The 22,602-nt window shown below is 74.7% G+C and carries 13 protein-coding genes; 10 read left to right on the forward strand and 3 right to left on the reverse strand.

Annotation, left to right across the window (positions count from 1 at the left end; translation table 11 throughout):
* Positions 1-59: 59 nt before the first annotated feature.
* Positions 60-2,225: a germacradienol/geosmin synthase Cyc2 gene (cyc2, locus tag ACZ592_RS16415; protein ID WP_471582218.1), complete on the reverse strand. Its 2,166-nt coding sequence runs from the start codon at positions 2,223-2,225 to the stop codon at positions 60-62.
* Positions 2,226-2,475: 250 nt separating this feature from the next.
* Here cyc2 and ACZ592_RS16420 point away from each other — a divergent pair, with 250 nt between their 5' ends.
* Genes ACZ592_RS16420 through ACZ592_RS16465 form a run of 10 tightly spaced genes read left to right on the forward strand, consistent with a single transcriptional unit; the run spans position 2,476 to position 20,335 of the window.
* Positions 2,476-2,964 carry a hypothetical protein gene (locus ACZ592_RS16420; RefSeq protein WP_471582219.1) on the forward strand — a complete coding sequence of 163 codons (489 nt, stop codon included), beginning with the start codon at positions 2,476-2,478 and terminating at the stop codon, positions 2,962-2,964.
* 52 nt (positions 2,965-3,016) lie between these two features.
* On the forward strand, positions 3,017-5,236 hold the full coding sequence (locus ACZ592_RS16425) for a hypothetical protein (RefSeq protein ID WP_471582220.1): 2,220 nt from the start codon (positions 3,017-3,019) through the stop codon (positions 5,234-5,236).
* On the forward strand, positions 5,233-11,043 hold the full coding sequence (locus tag ACZ592_RS16430; RefSeq protein ID WP_471582221.1) for a CHAT domain-containing protein: 5,811 nt from the start codon (positions 5,233-5,235) through the stop codon (positions 11,041-11,043). The genes ACZ592_RS16425 and ACZ592_RS16430 overlap by 4 nt, the downstream gene beginning before the upstream one ends.
* Complete coding sequence (locus ACZ592_RS16435) at positions 11,040-11,420, forward strand: hypothetical protein (protein WP_471582222.1); 381 nt, start codon at positions 11,040-11,042, stop codon at positions 11,418-11,420. The genes ACZ592_RS16430 and ACZ592_RS16435 overlap by 4 nt, the downstream gene beginning before the upstream one ends.
* Positions 11,413-11,844, forward strand: coding sequence for a nucleotide exchange factor GrpE (locus ACZ592_RS16440; protein ID WP_471582223.1), 432 nt, complete (start codon positions 11,413-11,415; stop codon positions 11,842-11,844). Before ACZ592_RS16435 ends, ACZ592_RS16440 begins: the two co-directional genes overlap by 8 nt.
* The gene (locus ACZ592_RS16445; RefSeq protein WP_471582224.1) at positions 11,841-13,982 is read left to right on the forward strand and encodes an Hsp70 family protein; all 2,142 of its coding nucleotides are present in this window, start codon (positions 11,841-11,843) and stop codon (positions 13,980-13,982) included. Before ACZ592_RS16440 ends, ACZ592_RS16445 begins: the two co-directional genes overlap by 4 nt.
* Positions 13,979-16,057, forward strand: coding sequence for an Hsp70 family protein (locus tag ACZ592_RS16450; protein ID WP_471582225.1), 2,079 nt, complete (start codon positions 13,979-13,981; stop codon positions 16,055-16,057). Before ACZ592_RS16445 ends, ACZ592_RS16450 begins: the two co-directional genes overlap by 4 nt.
* Positions 16,058-16,097: 40 nt before the next feature.
* Positions 16,098-17,723: a hypothetical protein gene (locus ACZ592_RS16455; protein WP_471582226.1), complete on the forward strand. Its 1,626-nt coding sequence runs from the start codon at positions 16,098-16,100 to the stop codon at positions 17,721-17,723.
* Positions 17,720-18,217, forward strand: a complete 498-nt coding sequence (locus ACZ592_RS16460) for a hypothetical protein (RefSeq protein WP_471582227.1) — start codon at positions 17,720-17,722, stop codon at positions 18,215-18,217. The genes ACZ592_RS16455 and ACZ592_RS16460 overlap by 4 nt, the downstream gene beginning before the upstream one ends.
* A 3-nt stretch (positions 18,218-18,220) precedes the next feature.
* Entirely contained in the window at positions 18,221-20,335 is a 2,115-nt protein-coding gene (locus ACZ592_RS16465; protein WP_471582228.1) for a hypothetical protein, read from the forward strand.
* A gap of 144 nt (positions 20,336-20,479) precedes the next feature.
* Here ACZ592_RS16465 and ACZ592_RS16470 read toward each other — a convergent pair whose 3' ends face one another.
* Both ACZ592_RS16470 and ACZ592_RS16475 read right to left on the reverse strand, forming a co-directional pair.
* On the reverse strand, positions 20,480-21,238 hold the full coding sequence (locus tag ACZ592_RS16470) for a formylglycine-generating enzyme family protein (protein ID WP_471582229.1): 759 nt from the start codon (positions 21,236-21,238) through the stop codon (positions 20,480-20,482).
* A 35-nt stretch (positions 21,239-21,273) separates the two neighbouring features.
* Entirely contained in the window at positions 21,274-22,404 is a 1,131-nt protein-coding gene (locus ACZ592_RS16475) for a dihydrofolate reductase family protein (RefSeq protein ID WP_471582230.1), read from the reverse strand.
* Positions 22,405-22,602 lie beyond the last annotated feature (198 nt).

The following is a 22,602-nucleotide window of genomic DNA, read 5'->3' on the forward strand; positions in this document are numbered from 1 at the left end:
GAAACCATCCGAAGGGGGCCCTCCGGTGTGCCCCCGGAAAGCCCCCTCCACCAGGTACGTCAGCGCGGTCCCGCGATCGACGGCACCCTCGGCACCCGGTCGGGCACGAAGCCGTGTGCGCGCCTTGCCAGGTCCCGCGCCCCGTACCGCCGGCAGTCCCGGTGCCAGTTCAGGATGCCCGCCAGCCAGTTCCGCAGGTCCTCCACGTAGCCGTCCATGGCCGCCCGCGCCTCGCGCGACAGGGCGAAGTCCTCGTACAGGAGCGGGAATTCGTGTGCGGCCACGTGTTCGAACTGCTGCATGCGCTGGGTCGTCAGGTCGTGGATGACGCGCAGCGCCGTCGGGTAGTCGCAGCCGAAGAAGTTCTGCACGACGAGGATGCCGTTGTGGATCTCACCCTCGTACTCGATCTCCTTCTGGTACGAGAAGATGTCGTTCAGGAGCATGGCGTAGTCGGCCGCCGCGTTCTCCAGGGAGCGGACGGGACCGCTGCGGTAGATCTCTGGCGGCACGGAGGGGCCGTGGCCCATCCGGCACAGGCTCATCGTGAGGTCCGAGCCGAACGTGGCGCGGCGCATCTCCAGGTAGTCGACCGGGTCGGGAATGCGGTTGTGCACCTGGTTGAGGATCTCCCACACCCAGCTCTCCGTCATGACGTCCACGGTGTTCCGCACGGTCCGGCGCTGGTCGTCGCCCATGTCTCGGGTCGTGCGCTGCCAGAGGTCGATGAGGCCGCGCTCCATCCCGTTCACCGGCGTCGGGGCCCGTTCGCCCGTGAGCGGCATGCACGCGGAGAGGCGCTCCGTGCAGAGCTTCGCGGCGGCCAGGTCACGGCGGTGGCCGAAGACGAGGGGGTAGTAGTCGTCGCCGTAGGTGCCCCAGGCCAGCCACTGCGCGCTGAGGTCGAGGGCCTCCTGGCTGCCGTCGGGGTCGATGCCGGCCGAGCACAGCGCCAGGTCGTTCGCGTCGAGTTTGTCCTCGTCCCAGACGCCCTCCGCGAGGATCCCCACCTCGTGCGACCAGGCCGTGAGCCGCTGCCGCGCGGTGTCCAGGCCCGGGTTGAGGCGCAGGGGGAACGGCATATACATGTCGGGCACCCGGGAGGGTCCCACCTTCTCGAAGGGCACGTGCGTGAAGGACCGCAGCCGCTCCGCCCCCGCGGCCGCGAGCAGCGCGCCCATGTCGGTGCCGGAGGTCCCGATGCCGGTGGGTCCGGCGAGCGGCGAGGCGTCGAGCGCGCCCTCGTTCATGTACCGGCTGGAGCGCAGGTGCCACTCGTGGCCGCCGGACTGCCAGTCCTGCAGTCCCTGGGTGTAGGCGGCGACGGCGGCGAGCTCGGGCGGGGTGAGGCCCTCCGCCAGGGCGAGGGCGGGCACTTCGGTGGCCGCCGTGTGCTCGAACTGGTGCAGCCGTGAGGTGAGGACGTCGTTGACGGTGTCGGCGGCCTCCTGGGTCGAACAGTCGAAGAAGGTCTCCAGGACGAGCACTCCGTTGCTGAGCTCCCCCTCCTCCTGGACCTCGCGCTGGTAGGAGAAGAGGTCGTTGCGCAGGTGGACGCCGTCGGAGAACGTCTCCATGAGGACGCGCAACGGCCTGGACCGCGCGACGGAGGCGGGCACTTCGGCGGTCGCGTACTCGATGAGGCCCGCCGACCAGGGGGCGCCGCCCACCTTGCGGCGCATCTCGATGTACTCGACGGGGTTGGCGACCCGCCCCTTGTCGATGTTGGACAGCTCCCACATGGATTCATTGAGAAGGTGCTCCGTCGACTCCGCGAAGCGGCGGCGCCAGTCCACGGACATCGCGGGCACCGTGCGGGTCCACAGATCGGCGAGACCGGCCTCCACGGGGTTCTGCGGCTCGGGCACGGGGGTGAAGAGGTCCATCGGCATGAAGAGAGGCAGGCGGTCCAGGTGGGCCTTGCCCGCCGCCCTGTCCTGGGTGCGTTTGTACATGTCCAGGAAGTGGTCGTCGAAGAAGAAGACCCACACGTACCAGTCGGTGATCAGCGACAGCGCGGGGCCGTCGCAGTCAGGATGCGTGTACGCGCACAACAGCCCGTAGTCGTGCGCGTCGAGGTCGCTCTGCTCCCAGATGCCGGAACCTTCCAGCATGCCCATGTCGCGCGCCCACCGGGTGGAGTGCGCCCGCGCCTCCTCCAGATGCGGGTTGAGTCGCGCGCGGTACGGCATGTAGAAGTGCGGCAGTTCGAACGGCTGCGTCATGGCCCCGGCTCTACCCGGGTCCCTCGACCGCCATCCGTACGGCGGCAGATGATCGCACCATCGCGTGAATCGGGGCGTGCGGGAGAGTGCCGGGGGCACGCCGGGGGAAGGGCCGCCCGCCCAGGTCGGCCCCCGTGGACGCCGCTCCGGGCCACGCCCCGGATCGACCGCACTGAATCACCGGTTTCCCCGCGTGCGCACGGCTCACGCCTCTAGGCTGCCGTCCACGCCCCCGGAAGGAAGCACCTCCATGACCGATGCGCCGCTGCGAGCGGAGCTGCTCCTGGACCGAGAGGTCCCCGAAGACCTCGCGCAGGAGCTGGTCGCCGCGTTCGAGGGACTCGGCGCCCCACCGGTCCGGGTCCGTCGCACCGTGCACCGCCGCGGAGCGGCCGACATCCCGTGGATCGTCCTGGCCTCACTGCCTCTTCAGGCGTTCCTCAGCGGCCTCGGGGCGGAGGCGGTCAGGGACGCGTACGAGACGTTCAAAGGGGTCGTACGGCGGACCGCGCGCCCCGCGGCGCCCGCGCCCGGCACCCTGGGCGAGGCCCGCGAGGCGCGGCCCATCGTGCTGCGGGACGCGGCCACCGGGCTCGACATCGTGCTGGAGCCCGACCTGCCCGCCGGGGCGTACGAACAGCTCACCGCGCTGGACCTGACCACGTTCGTGGTGGGTCCGCTGCACTACGACCGCGCCCAGAGTCGCTGGCGTTCGGTCCTTGACGAGGCCGCCGGCTGACCTGCCGGCCGGAGGACGCGGCGGGCCCGCCGCCGCGGATCGGGGGCTGACTGTGACTGCGCAGACCACGCACACCGACCTGACCGGCGCCGAACAGGCGTGCGTCGACGGCGAGTCGGCTCTCTCGCGGGGCGACACGGGGTCGGCGGAGAGCCACTTCAGGAAGGCGCTGGAGCTGGTGGGAGCGGCTCCCCCGGCCCGCGTCCCGGACGATGCCCCGGCCGGCGCCCAGGACGATGCCCCGGCCGGCCCTTCCGAGGGCGACGTGACCGTGAACGGCCGCGCCGAGAGCGACACCGCCGGCACCCCGGGATCCGGCTCCCCGGGATCCGGCGGCCTCGGCACACCGGCCACGGAGGGCGACGCCCGGCTCGCCGCGCGGGCCTGGACCGGCGTGGGGCGGGTGCGGCTCGCGCACGGGGAGGTCGACGAGGCGGAAGCCGAGTTCGAGCGGGCGCGCGGACTGCGCCCCGCCGCCGCGGGGCCGTTGCACTGGCTGGGCTGCGCGGCCGCGCACCGCGGGGACCTCGGCGCGGCGGAGCGGCACCTCACCGCGTCCCTCGCCTGCGCGGTGCCGCACGGCCGCAGCCTGGTCCAGCGCGCGTACGTCCGGGCCCGCGCGGGCGACCCGCGGGCCGCGCTGGAGGATCTGCGCGCCGCGGCCCTGGCCGGGCCCCTGGACGACGAGGCCCGCTGGGTCGTGGCGGCCCTGTCGGGCCGCTCCGCGCGCGAGGTGGCGCTGCGGCTGCGCAGGGCGGCTGCCGCCGCGCTGGCGGGCCCCGGCGAACGGCACGGGCAGCGGGACGGGCGGCGGAGCGCGCTGCCGGAGGACCGGGGCCGGGAGCGGGCCGGGGCGCTGATCGACGCCGCGCGAGGGCTCGACGGGGGCGCCTGGTCCTTCGCGCCGCTGCACGCCGTGGCGCTGGTGCGCGGCGGGCGGCGCGAGGCGGCCGTGGAGCTGCTCGGCGACGCCGTGCGGCACGACCCCGCCGACCACCGGGTCACCCACACCCTCGCTCTCGCCCTCCTCAACTCGCCCTCGGACACGGCTGGTTCTGTCTGGGAGCGGTGCGTCGCCGCCTGGGCTGCCGTGCTGCACGACGCCGGGTTCTGGGAGCACGTCCTGAGCACGGCCGCCCGGCGGTACGCCACTCCGGTGCGGCCCGAGCTCGTCCCGGCGTTGCGCGCCGGGCTGCGCGAGATACTCGAACGCCGGATGCCCGACGACGGAGCGGGCACCCGCGTCGCGCCCGGGCCGCTGCTCCAGCGCGAGGCCGACGCCGCGAAACTGCTCGCGGCCGTCGGCGGCTTCCCCTCCGCCGGGGGCGGCGGAGTGCCGCTGTTCTGCGGCCCTCTGCGCATCGCCGAGCTCGGCAGGACGGCGGAGTTCGGCGCCTTCGCCGCCGCGCAGGACGCGACGGCCTCCTCCCCCTCCCTGACCTACGCCTTCTCCGAACTCGGCTTCGCACAGCTCCTGTTGGGACAGGACAAGGCCGTCGACGCCCTCGCCGCCCTCAGCGAGCTGCGCTGCCCCGGCTGCCGGGCCCGGGGCGGGCCGGGGGCGGCGGCCGTGTGCGAGCCGGGGTGCGCGCGCTTCGACGAGCTGAACCCCGGCTACGCCGGACTTCCCGACAAGCACCACCGGCTCTCCCTGGACGCACGCGGCCTGGCCCTGGAGGCGCGGCTCACCATGGGCCGCACCGAAATGACCGTCGCACGCCCCGACTTCGACGCCGCCGCCGCGTACTGGCGCCGCGCCCTGGTGCACAGCAGGCAGCTGGACCGGTACCGCGAGACGCAGACCGCCATCGTCGACATGGCGCTCGGCGCGGCACGCGCGGCGCACCGCGAGGGCCGGCTGAGCCTGGCGGTGGACACGCTCGACGCGACCCGTTCGGTGATCGGCGCCAATGGACGGGCCCGTCTGGAGGGTCAGCTGGCGCGGGTGCTCGCCGACCGGGGGATCTCCGTGGCCAACGACGAGGAGGCGCTGCTCGACCAGCCGGCCGCGGATCTGCGCCGCTCCGTCGCCTTCAACCCGCATCTGCTGCGGGCACAGGTCAGCCTCGGCGTCGTGCTGCGCGGGCTCGCCCTGGCCCGCTGGAGCTCGGGCAGCCTCTCGGGCGCGCGGGCGATGCTGCACGAGGCCATCGACCAGCTCACCGCGGCGCTCGCGCTCTTTCCCGACGACCCCGACCTGGAGCAGCAGCGGGAAGCCGCCGTGGCCGACCTCAACCACGTCATGTGGCAGCCCGACGAGAGTGAGCAGTGACGCCCGTGCTCGCCTACGAGGAACTCCGCATCCGGGTCCGCCGCGTCGGCGCGGCCCGCTATCTGGTGAGCGCCAACGGCCCCGCGAGCGCCACCGAGGTGATCGCGGTCGGCGGGGAGGCGGCCGCGTTCCGCGAGCAGTGGGACCGGCTGATCACGGCGGAGCTCGGGTTCGCGCCGATGGGCGACCAGCACACCGTCACCCAGCTGCGCACGCTCGGGCGGGGCGTGTTCCGGCTGCTGTTCGGCGGCGCGGGCGCGGCCGACGAGGACGGCACCGAGGAGGCCTGCGACGCGGTCGGCGACCGGGTGGGAGTGTGCGTCGACACCGCGCTGGACCGCGCCCAGGGGATGCGTCCCGCACGCGGCCTGCGGCTCCGCTTCGACCTGCCGCCCGAGCTGCGCGACCTCCCCCTGGAGTCACTGTGCGCACCGCCCGGCAGCCCTCAGCAGTCCCTCGCCCTCAACCACGGCTACTCCCTGGTGCGTTCACTGGCGGGCGGCCCGCTGGGGCAGCGGCTGCCCGAACCCTCGGACGAACCCAGCCTGATCCGGCTCCTGGTGGCCTGCGCGTCGCCCCGCGGGCTCGAACCGCTGCAGACCGCGGCGGAGGTGGCGGCCCTGCGCAACGAGCTGCCCGAAGTGGCCGTCCAGACCACGGTGTTGGAGCGGGCGACGCGTGCGGCCCTGGAGGCGGCGCTCGGCGTGCACTCGGAGCTGCCCACGGCCGTCCTGCTGATCGCGCACGGGACGTACGACCAGGACATCGGCAAGGGCGTCGTGGCCCTGGAGACGGAGAGCGGCGGCGTCGACCGGGTACCCGCGGACGTGCTCGGCGCGATGCTGCTCAAGGCGCAGCGGCTCCGGCTCGTGACACTCAACCTCTGCTCGGGGGCGGACAGTTCGGGCCCCGAGCCCTTCTCCGGACTCGCCCAGGCCCTGATCGGCGGGGGCGTGCCCGCCGTGGTGGCGATGCGGGGGCAGGTCAGCGATGTGACGGCGGGCGCGTTCAGCCCCGAGCTGCTGAAGGGCATCGCCACCAACAAGACCGTCGACGAGGCGATGGCCGCCGCGCGGCTGCGCATCTCCCACCAGCCGGAACACACGGCGGTGGAGTGGGCGACACCCGCGCTGTTCCTGCACGAGGGATGCCGGCAGGGCTGGCTGTTCAAGGCGCGTGAGGTGCGGGACGACGAATCGGGCGCCGTGGCCGATCCGCTGCGCGAGGGCGAGGACGCGCTGCGGACCTTCCAGAGCCCCGTCGGTCACGTCGGCTCGACGGCCGTGATCGGCGCGGCCCGCTTCCAGCGCGACCTCGGGCACTGGTCGCAGGTCCAGCGGATCCTGGGGACGCCGACCCAGATCTACGCCGACGAACAGCGCCGCATGCGGGCCGAGGCCGCCTTCGAACTGGCCTGGCCCGAGCTGGAGAAGCTGTGCCTGCTGCTCGCCGGGGAGCGGGACGCGGCGGGCGCCGAGGCGCAGCTCGACGTGGTCCGGGAGCTGCTGCCGGGGCCCGTGCCCGCTCCGCTCGAGGCGGAGGTCGCCGGGCTGCGCCGGCTAGCCGCCCTCGTCGAGGAGGCCCGGCAGGCGGAGGCCGAGGCGGACTGGACCACGGCCATCGCCCGCTACGAGCAGGTGCTCGCCGCCCGGCCCGACGGGCCGAGGGACGTGCCGGAACGGCTGGCCGCGGCGCGGGACGAACTGCACGTGGCACGGACCTGCGAGGAGGCCGCGCGGGCGCGGCGGGCGGGCGACTGGGCCGCCGCGGCCCACGCGTACACCGCCGTCCTCGCGCTGCGCCCCGGCCACCCGGCGGCCACGGGGTGGGCGTCCTACGTGGCGGGGCGGGCCGCCGAGACCGGCGAGGACTGGCGGACGGCTCAGGCCGCGTACGCCGCGTGCGCGGGGCTCGACGACGCGGCGGGCCGGGCGGCGTACGCGCGGGGGCGGGCGGCGGCGGAGTCCGGCGAGTGGACCGTCGCGCGGGACGCCTTCGAACAGGGCGGGGCCGACTGCCCCGACCGCGGCGCCTGGGGCGTGTACTGCGCGGGGCGGGCCGCCGACGCGGCGGGCGCGTGGGACACGGCGGCGCAGGGCTACGCGGCGGCGGACGGCTTCCTGGACAGTGCGGTACGCCTCTTGTACGCGCGGGGCCGGGGCGCGGCGGACGCCGGACGCCTCGCCGACGCGCTGAGCGACCTCGCGGCGGCGGCCTCGCGGGGCTGGGACACGGAACCGTTGCTGAGCGACCTGCGCCGGCGCGTGTACGAGGCCGCGCTGGCCGCCACGGAGTCCGGCGACTGGCCCGCCGCGCTCACCCATCTCGCGCCGCTTCCCGACGACTTCCGCTCCTCGTCCGCCCTGCGGCACTACGCGGAGGGCCAGTTGGCGGCGACGGCGGGCGACTGGGGTGCGGCGGCGGCGTCGTTCGGGGCGTGCGCGGACGCGGACGCGGGTGCGGGCGCCGGGGGCGGCGCGGAGGGCGGGGCCGGTGACCCGCGCCGGGCCGCGCCGGACGCCCCCGCCGACGCGCACGCCCTCTGCGGATACTCCCGGGGACGCGTGTGCCAGGCGCGGGGCCGGTGGGACGACGCCCTCGCCTGGTTCGTCGGGCTGCCCTCCGAGCTGTCCGACGTACCCGACCGGGTGCTGTACTCGCGCGGGCGGGCCGCCGACGCGCGCGGCGAGTGGAACGGCGTCATCGACGGCTTCGGCCGGCTGCCCGACACCTACGCGGACGGCGAGGTGGGCGTCCGCCGCCTGTACGCACGCGCACGCGTGGCCGCGGATCTGCGCGGCGACTGGGCGGCGGTGCTCAGCCTGCTCACCGGCGTGCCGGACGAGGCCCGCGAGGGCGCGGTGGCCGCCCTGCGCCGCAAGGCCGCGGGCCGCAGGGCGGAGGAGGACGGCGACTGGGCGGCGGCCTGCGAGATCCACGGCCGGGCGTTTCCCGGCGGCGCGCCGGCCCCGCCCGCTGTCGTGTCCCCCGCCGAGGAGTCGGCCCCGGGCACCTTCCGGAGTCCGCACGGCACAGACCCCGCCGCGCCGGCCCCTCGCCCGGCCTCCGCCCCGGCCCCCGCCGAAGGAACGGCGACTCCCCACCCCGGCCACGAGGCCGTTCACCTCTACCACTACGCCCTCGCCCGCTGTCACGAGCAGGGGGAGCGGTGGGCTCAGGCGCTCGCGGTCTACCTGGAGATGGACGCGGCCTGGGCCGACGTCGGGGCGCGGCTGCGCTACGTGCGGGCGCGGGTCGCCGAGGAGACCGCCGTCGGGGCCGAGGCGTGGAGCGGCGTCGTCGAGGCGTACGCCGCGATCGAGGAGGAGGGGGTGCAGGGCGTGGACGCCGCCGCGCGGGGACGTTACGCGCGCGTGCGGGCCGCCGAGGCCGACGGGGACTGGGCCGGCGTGGCCGCCGAGGCCGACGCCCTGGGGACGGAGCGCGACGCGCCCGCCGTCGCCGCCTACGCGCGCGGCCGCCTCGCCGACGCGCACCAGGAGTGGCAGCGTGCCGCCGACGCGTTCCGGCAGTGCCCGGGGCACCGGGACGCCGACGCCCATCTCGCCTACGCGGAGGGCAGGTTGCTGGAGGCGGCAGGGCGGTGGAGCGCCGCCGTCGCCGCGTACGAGCGGGCGGGCGGGGCCCTGGACCGGGCCGACGTGCGGTGCCGCAGGCTGCGGCGGCTCGTCGGGCTGCTCCCCTGGGCCGACGGCCTGACCAGCGCTCCCCTGGTCGCCGACCCCTTCGCCGTGCGGGACCAGGCGTTCCCCTATCTCGCGCTGCGGGACGCGGGCGTCGATCCCGGCGCCTCCATGGACGTGGTCAAGAACGCCTCGTACGCCCTCCTCGAACGCGGCAGCATGTCGTGGCACGAGCGCGTCGCGCTGGAGCGGCTGCGGCTGCCGGGGCGGCGCCTGCAGCTCGACGCGCTGCTCTACCGCTGGCACTCCCCCGCGGCCCTGCGCGACGCCCTCGCCGGGCTGTCGCCGGACGACGGGCCCGGCCTGCTGGACGCCCTGTGCGAGCGCTCTCCGCAGGACGCCCCGCTGCTGCTCCTGCTCGCCCGGGACCGCGAGGCGGCCGCCGCCGAGTGGGAGCGGCGGCTGACGGCCGCGCCCGGCGACATGGCCGTGGTGCACGGGCTCGCCGCGGCCCGGCTGTGGCAGGCGCAGGAACTGGAGCAGAGCGGGGCGTGGGAGCACGCCGTGCACGCCTGGGAGTCGGCCCTCGCGTACTGGGCGACGCTGCTCAGCGACGACGAGTACTGGGACGGCTGGCGTTCCGAGCGGGCCATCGCCTACGAACGCGACCTGACGCACGACGACATGGCATCGCTGCGCTGGGAGCTCAGTCAGCACCTCTTCGGGCAGCTGTCGGCCTACGAGCAGCGGCACACCGAGCAGGACCGGCCCGAACAGGCCGCCGCCTACCAGGCGTTGGCCGCGCTCCTGGAGTCGGAGCTGGGCGGCGCGCGGGTCCTCAAGGACGCGGGCGGGCTGCCCTCCGTGCCGGGCGCGGGCGCCACGCTGGCCTGCGGTCCGCGCTATCTGCGGCTGCTGAGCCTCCAGGAGCCGCTCGCCGAGCTCGTCGCCGAGCTCGACGCGGCGGCCCAGCAGGGCAGGGATCCGGGCGAGTACGCGGTGCGGGAGCTGCGCTGGGCCTTCTCGGAGCTGGCGCAGAGCTTCGCCCTCTCGGAGGTGCGCAAGTTCGAGACCGCGCTGCGCTCGCTGCCCGCCTTCCGCACCCTGACCACCCTGCCCGCCGACTGCGCGGGGCCCGCGGCCGAGTCGGGTCACCTTCAGGGGTGCGCGCACTGCCAGGACTTCCTGCGGCGCAATCCGGCCTACGTACGACTGCCGCGCCGGCACGCCCGGCTCCTCCAGGACGGCGTCGAACTCGCGGTGCACGTCCGGCTCGCGCTCGCCAGGACGGCGCTGACGCGTGGCGACGGCGGTCTCGACGAGGCCCTGACGCAGTGGGGCGAGCTGGTCAAGGTGTCCCGCAACGCCGGGATGCAGGCCCGCTCCAAGAAGGCGGTGATCCGCACCGTGCTCGGCCGGGTCGAGGCACTCACCGACGAGGACGGCGTCCAGCTCGGCAACTGCCTGGACGAGGCCGTCACCCTCGTCGAGTCGGCCGTCGCCGTGCTGCACCCGCTCGACCGCGAGCTGCTCGGTCAACTCCACGCCAAACTCTCGGCGTTGCTGTCCATGCGGGGCGTGTGGCGCGGCTACACCCGCACCAAGCACGGCATGCGCTCGGACATGAGCGGCGCGGAGGGCGATCTGCGCCGCGCCCTCGCCCTGAACCCGGAGTCGAGCCACGCCCGCGACAACCTCGCAAGGGCCCTGGTCTTCACCCTGGACGAGCGGACCTCCGAGGTGCCCGCGCGCCTGAAACTGCTCCACGAGGCCCTCGGTCTCCTCGACGTGGGCCTGGGCCAGGCGCTGACGCACCGGTACCGCGAGACGCTCGGCGAGGCCCTCGACGAGATGGAGAAGCTGCTCACCCGCAGGCTCGGCGTGGTGGGCATGGGCGATCTGATCCGCAGCGACGGCCAGGAGACCCCGCCCGACGACGACGATCTGCCCACCTGGGCGGCCGAGTTGACCGACCGGGCGGAGCGGGCGCTGCGCGGCGGGGACATCCTGTGGGCGCTGCACCACCTGATCCGCGCCACCCGCGCCGAGCCGACCGACAGCCGGATCAGACAGGCCCTGCTCGGCGCGGTGCACCGCTGGCTCGCCGAACTCACCCCCGGGACCAAGGCGCTGGAGAAGAATGAAGGAGGCACCTTCGCGTGATCGACGACCCTTCCGCGGACGGGGACGGACCCTCCCCCTACGACGTGCTCGCCCCGGCGGGCGTGACCCCCTGGACGTCCCACAAGGACATGCAGGACGTCTCCTTCGAGCTGCTGGCGCGGCACCTGATGACGCCGGTCACCCAGCAGGCGTGGGACGAGCTGCGGGGCGTGCGCCGCAGGCTCCTCGTCGATCTGCTCCTGTACGACGTGGACCTGGCGGCCGAACTCCCCCTGGTCGTCGAGGACATCGACCGCGAGCTCGCCGCCGAGACCACCGCCCCGCACGAGCCGCAGGAAGCTCGGGACCCTGCGCCGGGCCCGCTCCCGGAGGCCACCGTGCGCCTCCTGGACGACCTGATCCGGTTTGATGTCTGATCCGACGGCCCGGCTCGCCTACGAGCACGCCCGCGAGCTCGCCGCCCGTGACGCCGCCCACCGGGCGCTCACCGAACGGCTGTTGCTGCGCTGCGCGGACGTCCTCGACTCCTTCGACCGGCTTCTCGCCGACGGCGCGGCGAGCGATGTGGAGACGTACCGCAGGAGCCTGGCGCTGATCGCCGGACAGCTGGAGAGGGAGCTCGCCGAAGAGGGACTCGAACGCGTCGGCCGAACGGGTGAGCGGGCCGAACCCGCCACGCACCTCATCGCCGACGTGCGCCCCGCGCCGCCGGGAACGGACGGCGACGAGGTCCTTGAGATCCTGCAGCGCGGGTATCGATACCGGGGGCAACTGCTGCGCGCCGCCCGGGTGGTCGTCGCCGTCGAGGGCGGCGCGGAGCAAGGGACGGAGCGGGAATGAAGGCCATCGGCATCGACCTCGGCACCACCAACAGCGCGGTCGCCGCCCACGATCCGCATCGCGCGGGCATCGCGGTGCTGACCAACAGCAAGGGCGAGCGGCTGACGCCGTCCGTCGTGGGCGTCGTGCACCGGGACGGCAAGGACCAGCCGCTGGTCGGAGAGGACGCGCTGAACTGGGCGATCAGGCAGCCCAAGGAGACCATCGTCTCGGTGAAGCGCCTGATGGGGCGGGATTTCGCCGACGCGTCGGTGGTCCAGGCGCGCGACCGGATGAGCTACGACATCGTCGAGGGCCCTGACGAGGATCCGCGCGCTTACGTGCTGCTCGGCGGGCGCGCCCGTACTCCGGCGGAGATCTCCAGCGTGATCCTGGACAAGCTGGTGCGGGACGCCTCGCGGGTCCTGGGCGAACCCGTGACGCACGCCGTGATCACCGTGCCCGCCTACTTCCGTGACGCGCAGCGCGCCGCCACGCGCGAGGCCGCCGAGAAGGCGGGCCTGGTGGTGAAGAAGATCGTCGACGAGCCGACGGCGGCCGCGGTCGCCTTCGGCCTGCACAAGCCGGGTGGCGCGCGCAGCCGGGTGCTCGTCTACGACCTGGGCGGCGGCACCTTCGACATCTCGATCCTGAACACCGTCAAGGACCAGGAGGGCAGGAGCCAGTTCCAGGTCCTGCGGGCGGCCGGTGACATCTGGCTGGGCGGCGACGACTTCGACCTGGCGATCGTGGAGCGGATCATCACGTGGATGCGCGAGGAGCACCACGTGGACCCGGCCGGCGACAAGGCGTTCCTGTTCCAGGCGAAGAAGGCCGCCGAGCGCGCCAAGCGGGAGCTGAACGACCTGCCCGAGACGTACATCGTGATCCCGGCCGCGTACCGCAGCGAGAACGGCGTCCTCGACGTCGAGATGAAGCTGACGCGCGGCGAGTTCCAGGCGATGATCGCGCCACTGGTGGCCCGGACGATGAGCCTGGTCCAGGAGTCCCTGGGCCGCTACGAACTCTCCACCGAGGACATCTCCGACGTCCTGCTGGTGGGCGGCGGCACGCTGACCCGTCCCGTGTACGAGGCGGTCGAGGCGTTCTTCGGGGCGGACAAGGTCCGCAGGAACATCAACCCCATGGAGTGCGTCGCCTTCGGCGCGGGCGTGCTCGCCGAGACGCTGCGCGGCGTCGAGTGTTCGGACCCGGAGTGCGCCAAGGTCAACGAGTACGGCGCGGAGGCCTGCACGGCGTGCGGCCGCAGCCTGGCCGACGGGCGCTCCAAGGGCGACACGGGCCTGTACGAGTCGACGCCGATGGCGATGGGCATCGCCGCGATCAAGGGCAGCCAGCGCGACGTGTTCGTCGAGATCATCGAGGCGGGCTCGCCCTACCCGCTGTCCGAGCCGCGCCAGCGCACGTTCCACGCGACGGACAGCCGGCGCATCCGGGTGCCGGTCTACGAGGGCGACAGCAGGGTGGCGAGCGAGAACCACGAGCAGGGCGTGGTCGAGTTCGAGCTGCCGCAGGAGATCGAGATCAACCGCCAGGTGGACGTCTCCTTCAACTACTCGGCGGACCGCATCATCACGGTGAAGATCTCCGTGCGCGGCACGGACATGACCCTGGAGGCCACTCCCAACCGGGAGAAGCCGCGCACCCCGCCGCCCGAGCCCGTGGAGGAGCTGGACAGCGCGGTGCTGCGCGAGCAGCTGGGCTACGCCGAGCGGGAGGCCGACCACTTCCTGAAGCGGTACGGGCCCTACATCGAGCCGGTGCAGGCGATGAAGGTGCGCCGCGACATCGAGCAGGCGCAGCGGGCGGTCGCGATGGGCGACAGCGGTGAGTACAAACGGCTCACCGAACTGCTGCTCGACGACATGTACCGCCAGTGCGGGCTGGCGAGCCAGTTCCGGCAGGCCGAGCTCGCCTCGGAGGGCGCGCCGCAGGACACGGTCCGCCAGATCAACGAGGCGGTGGAGCACGTCAAGCAGGCCCACCGGCAGGGCAACCGCGTGCAGACCGCCCAGCAGGCCCGCAACCTCGTGAACCTGGTGGCGGTCGCCCAGTCCGAACGGGCCGTGCCGCAGCTGCCCGACAAGCCGGACTACGAAGGCATCCTGCGGTTCGCCGAAGAGACGGCAGGCGGATGACACCGGAGCGGCCGGCGGCCCGGCCCGCACAGGAGCAGGAGGCGGCCCCCGTCAGCCTCGGCATCGACTTCGGCGCCACGGGCATCCGCGCGCTCTACGCCCTGCCGGACCGGCCGAGGCGGCGCCTGGACGCGGAGTGGGGCGACGGTCCGTGGCTGCTGTGCGAGCCGGCCGACGTGGGCGAGCTGCCGGTGACCTTCCCGAGCCTCAAGAGCCGCCTTGGCAGCGGGCGTCCGGTGCACGTCGTCGGCAAGCCGTTCGACGCCGACCGGATCGTGGTGCGGCTGCTGCGGTCGGTCCGCGAGCGCGTGGAGGCGGCGGCGCCGGGCCGGGTGGCCCAGACCGTGATCAGTGTGCCCGCGCGCTTCGGCTCCGCGCAGCGGGCGGCGCTGCGGGACGCGGCGCGCGAGGCGGGCCTGGAGCACACGCGGCTCGTCAGCGACTCCATGGCCGCGGTGATCGGCCACATGACCGAGCGGGACAGCGGTACGTGCCTGGTCTACGGGATGGGGTACGAGGGGTTCGAGATCGGTCTGATCCGCAGCGTGCGCGGCCACTTCCGCTCGCTCGGCTACGAGGGCGGGGCGACCTCCGGCGGCCGGGCGTTCGACGCGGAGACGCTGTCGTCGGCGGTCAGGCTGCTGCGCAGGCACCGGGGCGCGGGGTCGGTCACCGGGGTGGACGCGGCCGTGTGGCAGGACCTGCGGGCGCGGGGGCAGGAGGCACGGGAGGCGCTCGGCGCGCCGGACGGGCCGGGGGCGGCGGTGCTCGACCTGGAGCTCGGCGCCGGGCCCGCGCTGTGGGTGCGGTTCGCGCGGCCCGACCTCGACGCGTACCTGGAGCGGCACGTGGGGCGCACCCTCGACCGGGCCAGGGCGCTGCTCGACCAGTCGGGGATGACGCCGACGGACGTCGACACGCTGCTGCTCGTGGGCGGCAACACCCGGATGGAGCAGGTGCGTTCGCGGGTCGCGGTGCTCGGCAGACAGAGCGTGCAGGCCTCGCCCGAGCTCCTGGCGCTGGGCGCCCTGAAGCACGCGGTGCGGCTCGCGGGCGGCGCGGCGTCCTCAGGTCCCGCTGCCCTGGAGGAAGGCCCGCTGGAGCCGTCGGGCACGCCCCAGGACACCCTCTCCGACGCGCCTCCGCTCACGGCGACCCTGGTGGTGGAGGCGGAGGAGCGGGAGCGGGATCGTGCCGTACGGGGCGCGGGGGCCTCCGGGGCGGGCACCCCGGGCGATGTGCACGCGCGGGGCGCGAGTGGCTTACCCGAAACGGGTGACGTACGCGGCGACGATGACGTACATGGCGCAAGTACGGCGCGCGATCCGCGCGTCGCCCGCGGGACGCCGGGCGTACGCGACGCGGATCCCGTGGGGGACGCGCGCGGGCCGCGCGACGTGGAGCGGGCGCGGCTGCTCGTGCGGCAGGGGCGGGAGCCGGAGGCCGTCGCGCTGCTGCGCGAGATCATCGCCGACGCGCAGGAGCTGCTGGACGGCCTGAACCGTGCCGCTCCCCCGCCCGCGGGACCGCCGCCCGCCGACACCTCACCGGCCGTCACGGCGAGTGCCCCGCCCGAGCCGGCCGGGGCCACGACGCCTCCGGTCCTCGACTACGCGTCCCGCCGTCAACTGGCCCGAGCCCAGGCCCTTTTGTCGCTCGGCCGGTACGACCACGCCATCCAGGCCGCGCACATCGCCTGGCAGGACGCGGCGACCAGACCGACCGGCGCCGACATGCTGGACGCGATGATCGACGTGCACTGCGCGGCCGCGATGGCCGACATGTCGCCCGAGCACTTCGCCGACGCGGAGCAGTGGCTCAACTGCGCGTACAACCACGATCCGACAAACGTTCGGGTACGCGGTCTCCTCGCCGAGCGCACCTACCGGCACGCCGTGGAGCTGGACCGGCGAGGAGAGCGGGATGAGGCGATAGAGGCCCTGGGGAAGTGCCTGACGTGGGATCCTGAGCACGCCGACGCGGGGGCGCTGTCGCGGCGACTCAACCGCGACGGCAGGAACCGGCGCGGCAGGGGGGACGTCCTCGGACAGAGGCCTCTCGATCCGCCCCCGTGAAGCACCCCGCACGCGCCCCGCAAGCCAGGGAGGGACCCGCTTGACGCCCACACAACTGCTCGACAAAGCCTTGATCGTCAAGGAGTTGCGGCGGCTGGTGGTCCTGCCCGCACTCGCCCCGCGCGCCGCCGAACTCACCGTGCTGCACCAGGACTTGAGCGCCGACAACCAGCTCGACCGGTGGGCGGAGCTCGACCTCGTCCAGGTCTACGTCCGCCCCGAGAGCATCCGGGCCGCGCCGCCCTCGGGACGGACGTCGGGCCGGCACGACCGGCTCCTCGAGGCGGCACTCGGCGTACTCGTCTTCGTACCGCTGCTGATCACCTGGTACGGCCTGCGGGAGGCCGTGCGCGCGTACGGGGAGCTCGCCGAGGAGGATCCCGACCAGGCCACGCGCCCCTTCCTCCAGCTCTGGCAGTCCGGCTTCGGCGGCCACCTCTCCTCGCCCGGACGGTTCGAGAACGTGGCCCTGATGGCGGTCCTCCTGATCGCCCTGCTGGTGGGGCTCTCCGTCTGGCACGCGCGCGTGCGGGTGCGCACCGAGCGCCACGAGGAGGCGCAGGAGGCGAGCCAGGACCGGGTCCTCGCGGAGCTGGCGTCGGTGCTCACGCGCACCCAGATGCTGCTCGCCTCGCACCGCAGCGCGTCGCCGCAGCAGTTCACCGCCGAGCTCACGAAGGCCGCCCAGAAGATGCAGCTCGTGACGCACAAGGCGGAACAGAGCCACAAGGCGCTGAGCGGCGCCACGGCCTCGGTGAGCCAGGCCATCGACGGGCTCAAGCAGGCCGCGCAGTCCCTCACGAAGGAAGTGCCGAGGCTCGGCGACGCCGCGAACCGGATCGACACCACCCTGCGCAACGGCACGGAGGAGACCGCCAAGGCGGGCCGGGCCAACGCGCTCGCGGCCCGCGGCATCGCCGACCACGTCAAGACGGCGGGCGACACGGTCGAGGCCTCCCTCAAGGCCCTGGTCGCGGCCCAGCAGTCGCTCGTCACGAAGTCCGAATCCGTGGCGAAGGCGACCGAACAGGCGTCGCAGGCTCTGGTGTCGAGCACCAGCCGCACGGGCGAGGCGGTGGACGGCATGCGGGAGGCAACGGAGCGCTGGGACGCGGCGGCGGCGCACTGGCAGGACGCGGCGGCCCGCCTGGACGCCCGCATGGACACACTGGCGGGCGCGCTGCCCGCGCCGGCGCCGGTGAGCGGCACGTTCTCCGCGGCCCCCGACCCGAGCGGCGGCGCGGGCACGGGCGCGTACGGCACGAGCGCGTACGGCACGAGCGCGTACGGCGGAGGGTACGCGGCGGGCGGCACGGGCCACGGGGTGAGCGGCACGGCGCACGGAGCGGGCGCCGGTGCGTACGCAGCGCCCGGCGGATCCCACACCGGGTCCTCCGGCGGCGCGTACGGCACCAGTGGGGCGTACGGCACCGGCGGGACGTACGGGTACGGGGCCAACGGCGGGTCCACCAACGGTGGCCCGACGCACGGCGGCCCGGCACCCGGCGGCGCCCCGCCCGACGCCGACGCCGCCAACAACCCCTCGACCGAGGAGAGTTCGCTGCCCGGACCGAGCCGTCCCGTCGATCCGCCCCTGGACGTACCGCTCGATGCGCCGACGACGCGGCTGCCGCCGCCCGCCCCGCGCGACGGAGGCGGCGCGTGAGCCGAGTCCGTTCCCCGCGGCGGCGCGGCGGCCGGCTCGGCGTCGTCGCGCTCGCGGGCTGGCTCTTCGCCGACCTGCTGCTCGTGCTGGCGCTGGTGTCGATGGCCGACCGCCCGGACCCCAAGGCCAACGACGGTCCGAAACCAGGTCCGTCGAAGTCGAGTTCGCCCACCCCCAGGCCGACCCCGACCGGACCCCGCGCCGTCGACCGCAATCCTCAGGAGTTCGACGTGGCGGGCACGGACAAGGGCGACCTCGTCAAGGAGATCGCGAGGGACACCCGCAAGTGGCGGGGCCGCGAGGCCGCGCTCGTGCTGACCTTCGGCGGCCGGTCGAACGGCACGGTCTACGCCCACCGCGTCAACAGCCTGCTCGGCAAGGCCCGTCCGGAGATGTTCACCAAGAAGACGGCGACGGACGACTACCTGAACCTGGGCGAGCCCGAGGAGACCGCCGTGGTCCGCGTGTACTTCTACACGACGCCGGGCGACTGAGCCGTGGCGGTCCTGCGTCCGGGCGAGCACCCGAAGGCGAGCGGCGGCCGGCCGCCGCTGCCCGTTCTGCCGCGCTGCCCCGGCCTGCGCGGCTACACCCCTCTCCACGAAGCCGTCCGGCAGCTGAGGTTCCGGCACGCGGCGGACGTACTGCGCGCCCCGGCCCCCGCCGCCCCCGACTCCGTCTTCGGCACCCTCCCGAGGGCCGTCACGGACGACGGCTTCCGCGTTCTGGACGGACTCTGGTTTCCGGGACGCGGCGGCATCTGGCAGCGCGTCGACCTGGCGTTCGTACAGCGGGCGCGCGGCCAGTGGCTGTCCTCGTCCGACCCCCGCGCCGACACGGCGGCGGCCTTGGTGGACACCCTGGAGACCCTGGTGCGCGACGACGTCATGGGGCTGCGGCAGCTCGTCCTGTGGGAGGTGTGCTGCCTCCTCAGGGACGGTGGCCCGGCGCCGGGCGAGGCGGAGGCCGCCGCCCTCGGGGTGCACCGCGGCGAGGCGGGTCTCCTCGCTTCCGCGGTCGCGGCGGGGTTCCCCGCGACGGGCCCGGCACGGCACGCCGCCGAGACCCTCAACGACGTGTGGCCCGGAGTGCGGTTGCGTGAGGCGGAGCGGGTCGTGGCGCGCCTCCCGCGCGCCTCCGACTACCCCGACGGGCCGGCCGACCACCACTTGGCCGCGCTCGTCGACGCGATCCGCGCGCGGTCCGCTAAGGTCACGCGCCTGTCGGACGAGGCCGCCGCGGCGGAGACCGCGGGCGCGGCGCGCACCGCCGCCGACGCCTGGCTCGGCGCCCTGCGCCTGGCCAGGGACGACGCACACGCCCAGACGGGCCTGCTACGGGCGGCCGCGCTCCTCGCCGACGACCCCGCCACCCCGGCGGACGCGCGGGTGACGGCCCTGACCGCCGACCGCTCCGTCCACCTGTCGTGGTGTGCGCCCGCGCGCCCGGGCCGCCGCGCGGGGAGCGTGACGTACCGCGTCCTGCGCTTCCCCGACGGCGCCCCGCACCTGGCGGTCGAGACGGCGCAGGGCGAGACCGGGACCGGCTCCGTCGACGCGGACGCCCCCGTCGGCCGCGCCCTGCGTTACGCCGTCGTCCCGCTGCGCGGCGAACACATCGCCGGAGTGCCCCGCGTGACCGCTCCCGTACTGCTCACGCCGGTGGTGACGGAGCTGCGCGGCACCGTCGTGCCGGGCGGGGTGCGGCTCGACTGGCGGACGGACCCGACGGCGGCCGAGGTGCGGGTGACCCGGTCGGGGACCGGCGCCGAATCCGGCGGCTGGGGGGCGTCCTCCCTGGTGCGGGTACCCTGCGCGCACGACCGGGCGGTCGACGTGCCGCTCGCCCCGGGGACGTACTCGTACGAAGTGCGCTGCGGATACCGCGATCCGGACGGCGACCTGGTGTGGTCCCGCGGGGTCGCCGTCACCGCCCGCGCCGAGCAGTGGCCTTCTCCGGTGGAGGAACTCGCCGTGCGCCGGCACCCGGACGGCGGCCGGGTGACCATCGCGTGGCGGCGCCCCGAGCTGGGTGACGGCCTGCTCCTGCCGTGGACGGCGGGCCCGGTCGCGCCGGGCACGGACGTCTCCGCTCTGGTGCGCCATCTGGACCGCATCCCCGCGACGGCGGCCGGCGCCGAGTCGCTCGCCGAACTGACGCCGGAGCCCGAGCGGCGTGTGCGGGTCACGGCGGTGAGCGTGCTCGGCGAGCGGGCCGTGTCGGGGCCGAGCGTGGTCATCGAACACCCCGCCGCCATAAGGGAACTGACGGTACGAAGGGTCGCGGCGGACCGCGCCGAGCTGCTCTTCGACTGGCCGGAGCCCGCGGTCCTGGTCCACGCGGTCTGGACCGACGGACAGCGCGGCGGCGAGCGGCGCGTGGCCCGCAGCGAGCACCGGGCGGGCCGGACCGTCGACCTGCCGGTGTCCGCGGCGGAGTGCGTCATCACCGTGACACCGCTGCCCCGCCCCGACGCCGTGTCCATCGACACGGACCCGGCCCGCGCGGTCCTCCCCGCGGCCCCACCGCCCCCGCCGCCCCCCGCACCGCCCGCGCCGACGTGGTGGCGAGCGTGGTGGCGACGCTGGCGACGACGCCCGCGGGGTGGGTAGCGCGGGACGTCTCGGGCGGGGGTGGGCAGCACGTCCCGCGACGACCGGGGCGGCGCGGACGCGTACGGCGCCGAGCCGGTTCCGAAGCCGGGGACACGCGCCTGCGCGGGCGTGTCCCCGGCGACGCTCCACCGGTCGGCGGCGTCAGGCGCCGCCTCCCTCCGCCCGCCCCGCCGGTGCCGCCACGCGGAGGCCGACGCCGATTGCCGTCAAGTCCTCCTCGTAGGCGCCGTGCCGGCGGGCGCAGCGGGCCAGGTCGCGGTCGTGGCGGAAGGCGCCGCCCCGGGTGACATGCGGGTCGAACGCCCAGTCCTCGGTGCCGGGCACCCCGGCGGGCGCGCCGGGGTAGGGGGCGTAGAGCGTGGCGGTCCACTCGTCGGCGTTGCCCGCCATGTCCAGGACGCCGAACGGGCTCGCGCCCTCGGGGAACGAGCCGACCGGCATCGTGGTGCCGACGCCGAGGTCGAACATGTTGGCGAGGCCGGTGCGGTACTCCGAGCCCCACGGGAATTCCCGGCCGTCGTCGCCCCGGGCGGCCCGCTCCCACTCGTCCTCCGTGGGCAGCCGCACCTCCGGCTCGCCCAGCTCCTTGCCCAGCCACCGGCAGTACTCCGTCGCCGCCTCCCAGCTGACGCCGATGACCGGGTGGTCAGAGGAACCTTGGGGGGCGGGCCGGCCCGTGGCCGCCGCGAAGAGCGCCCACTGACCGACCGTGACCTGGGTACGGGCGATGCGGAACGCCGGCACGCGGATCTCCGCTCTCGGCGCCTCCTTCCGGTACCACTCCTCCGGAACCCCGGTGTCCGCATAGCGGCGGGCGACTTCCGCCACGTCCTGTGCCGACGTGCCCCGCAGCAACAGCCCGGCCGGGACCTCGACCCAGTCCACCGGTTCCACAGACATCGCTTCTCCTCCGCTCGATCGGACAGACTTCATGGTCAGGCGGTCTCCCGTGCCAAGAGGTGCGCGTTGGGCGCCATCGCGGCCCCGGCCTGCCGCGCGACCTCCGCCACGACCACACCGGACGCCTGCAGCAGTTCGGCGCCGTCGGCCGCGACGACGAACGTGTCGGGCTCGCGCCAGGCCGTCACCACCCGCCGGATCCCGGCGTCGAGGATGAGCCGTGTGCACGAGCGGGGACGCGACGCCCGCCTGGCACAGGGTTCCAGGCTGCTGTAGACCGTCGCACCGCGCAGTCGCGGGCCGTCCGTGAGCTTGGCGAGCGCGGCTTCCTCGGCGTGCACGTGGGCGTCGCCGCCCTCCCGGGAGTGTCCACGGGCCAGTTCTTCCCCGTCGGCCGCGACGACGACCGCTCCGACGGAGAACGCGGTACGCGAGGGCGGACACCGGGTGGCCAGTTCGCAGGCCTCCGCGAGCCAGGCCAGATCCGCCGCGGTCGCCCTGGCGTCGGTGCCGGGGCGCCGGTTCAGCGCGTACCTGAGCAGGACCACGTCGTCGATCCGCCGGGTCTCGGCCAGGGTGAGCCGGTGCAGCGGGCCGCCCGGATAGGGCCCGGGCCCCAGCATGCGCGGCGCGTCCGTCTGGCCCACGATGAGGGGTGCGACGGCGAGTTGGAGTTCGTCGGCCAGACCTTGCCGCAGCAGCTCGGTGTGCACCTGCCCGCCGCCCTCGACCATCAGGCGCCGCACTCCGCTCGTGCGGAGATGGCCGAGAACCGCTTCCCAGGTGCCGGTGTCCGGCACCTCGTACACCTCGGCGAGATCGCCGAGGGCCGCCTCGGCCCGCGCCCGCGCCCGGGCCCCGACCGCGTACACGGCCTTGCGTCCGCCGTGGTGCCAGAACCGCCACGCCGGGTCGAGGTCTCCACCGCGGGTGAGGGTGACCTTCAAGGGATGCTTGTGCGCATCTCGAGCGCGCACCCGCAGACGGGGGTTGTCGGCGCGCAGTGTTCCCGCCCCCACCAGAACGGCGTCACTGGAGGCGCGTTCCTCCGCGACCCGCTCGAAGTCCTCGTCCCCGGACAGCAGCAACCGGGGTTCACCGGGGCGTGTGTCGAGGTATCCGTCCAACGACACGGCGGCCGAGAGCAGCACATGAGGCAGGGGCATGGCGCGGGCTCCTTGGAGGTCGACCGGCACGGGAGCAACAAAACGGAAAACATAGGCACGTTTAACTTCGCCTTGCACGGTCGCGCCTCGGACACAGTGAAGCAGATTCTTTTTGAACTGTTGTTGCGAAATAGCGGGGCGGCCGCCCGACTTCCGCCGCAGTTGCCCAACTTGCCGTTCAGGCGGCCAGGTCGAGGT

Source organism: Streptomyces sp. NPDC040622 (assembly GCF_055593965.1).

Excerpts from the sequence above, each read along its gene's own strand:
- cyc2 (WP_471582218.1), bottom strand. The coding sequence starts at position 2,225 with ATGACGCAGCCGTTCGAACTGCCGCACTTCTACATGCCGTACCGCGCG.
- ACZ592_RS16420 (WP_471582219.1), top strand. The coding sequence starts at position 2,476 with ATGACCGATGCGCCGCTGCGAGCGGAGCTGCTCCTGGACCGAGAGGTC.
- ACZ592_RS16440 (WP_471582223.1), top strand. The coding sequence starts at position 11,413 with ATGTCTGATCCGACGGCCCGGCTCGCCTACGAGCACGCCCGCGAGCTC.
- ACZ592_RS16445 (WP_471582224.1), top strand. The coding sequence starts at position 11,841 with ATGAAGGCCATCGGCATCGACCTCGGCACCACCAACAGCGCGGTCGCC.
- ACZ592_RS16450 (WP_471582225.1), top strand. The coding sequence starts at position 13,979 with ATGACACCGGAGCGGCCGGCGGCCCGGCCCGCACAGGAGCAGGAGGCG.
- ACZ592_RS16470 (WP_471582229.1), bottom strand. The coding sequence starts at position 21,238 with ATGTCTGTGGAACCGGTGGACTGGGTCGAGGTCCCGGCCGGGCTGTTG.
- ACZ592_RS16475 (WP_471582230.1), bottom strand. The coding sequence starts at position 22,404 with ATGCCCCTGCCTCATGTGCTGCTCTCGGCCGCCGTGTCGTTGGACGGA.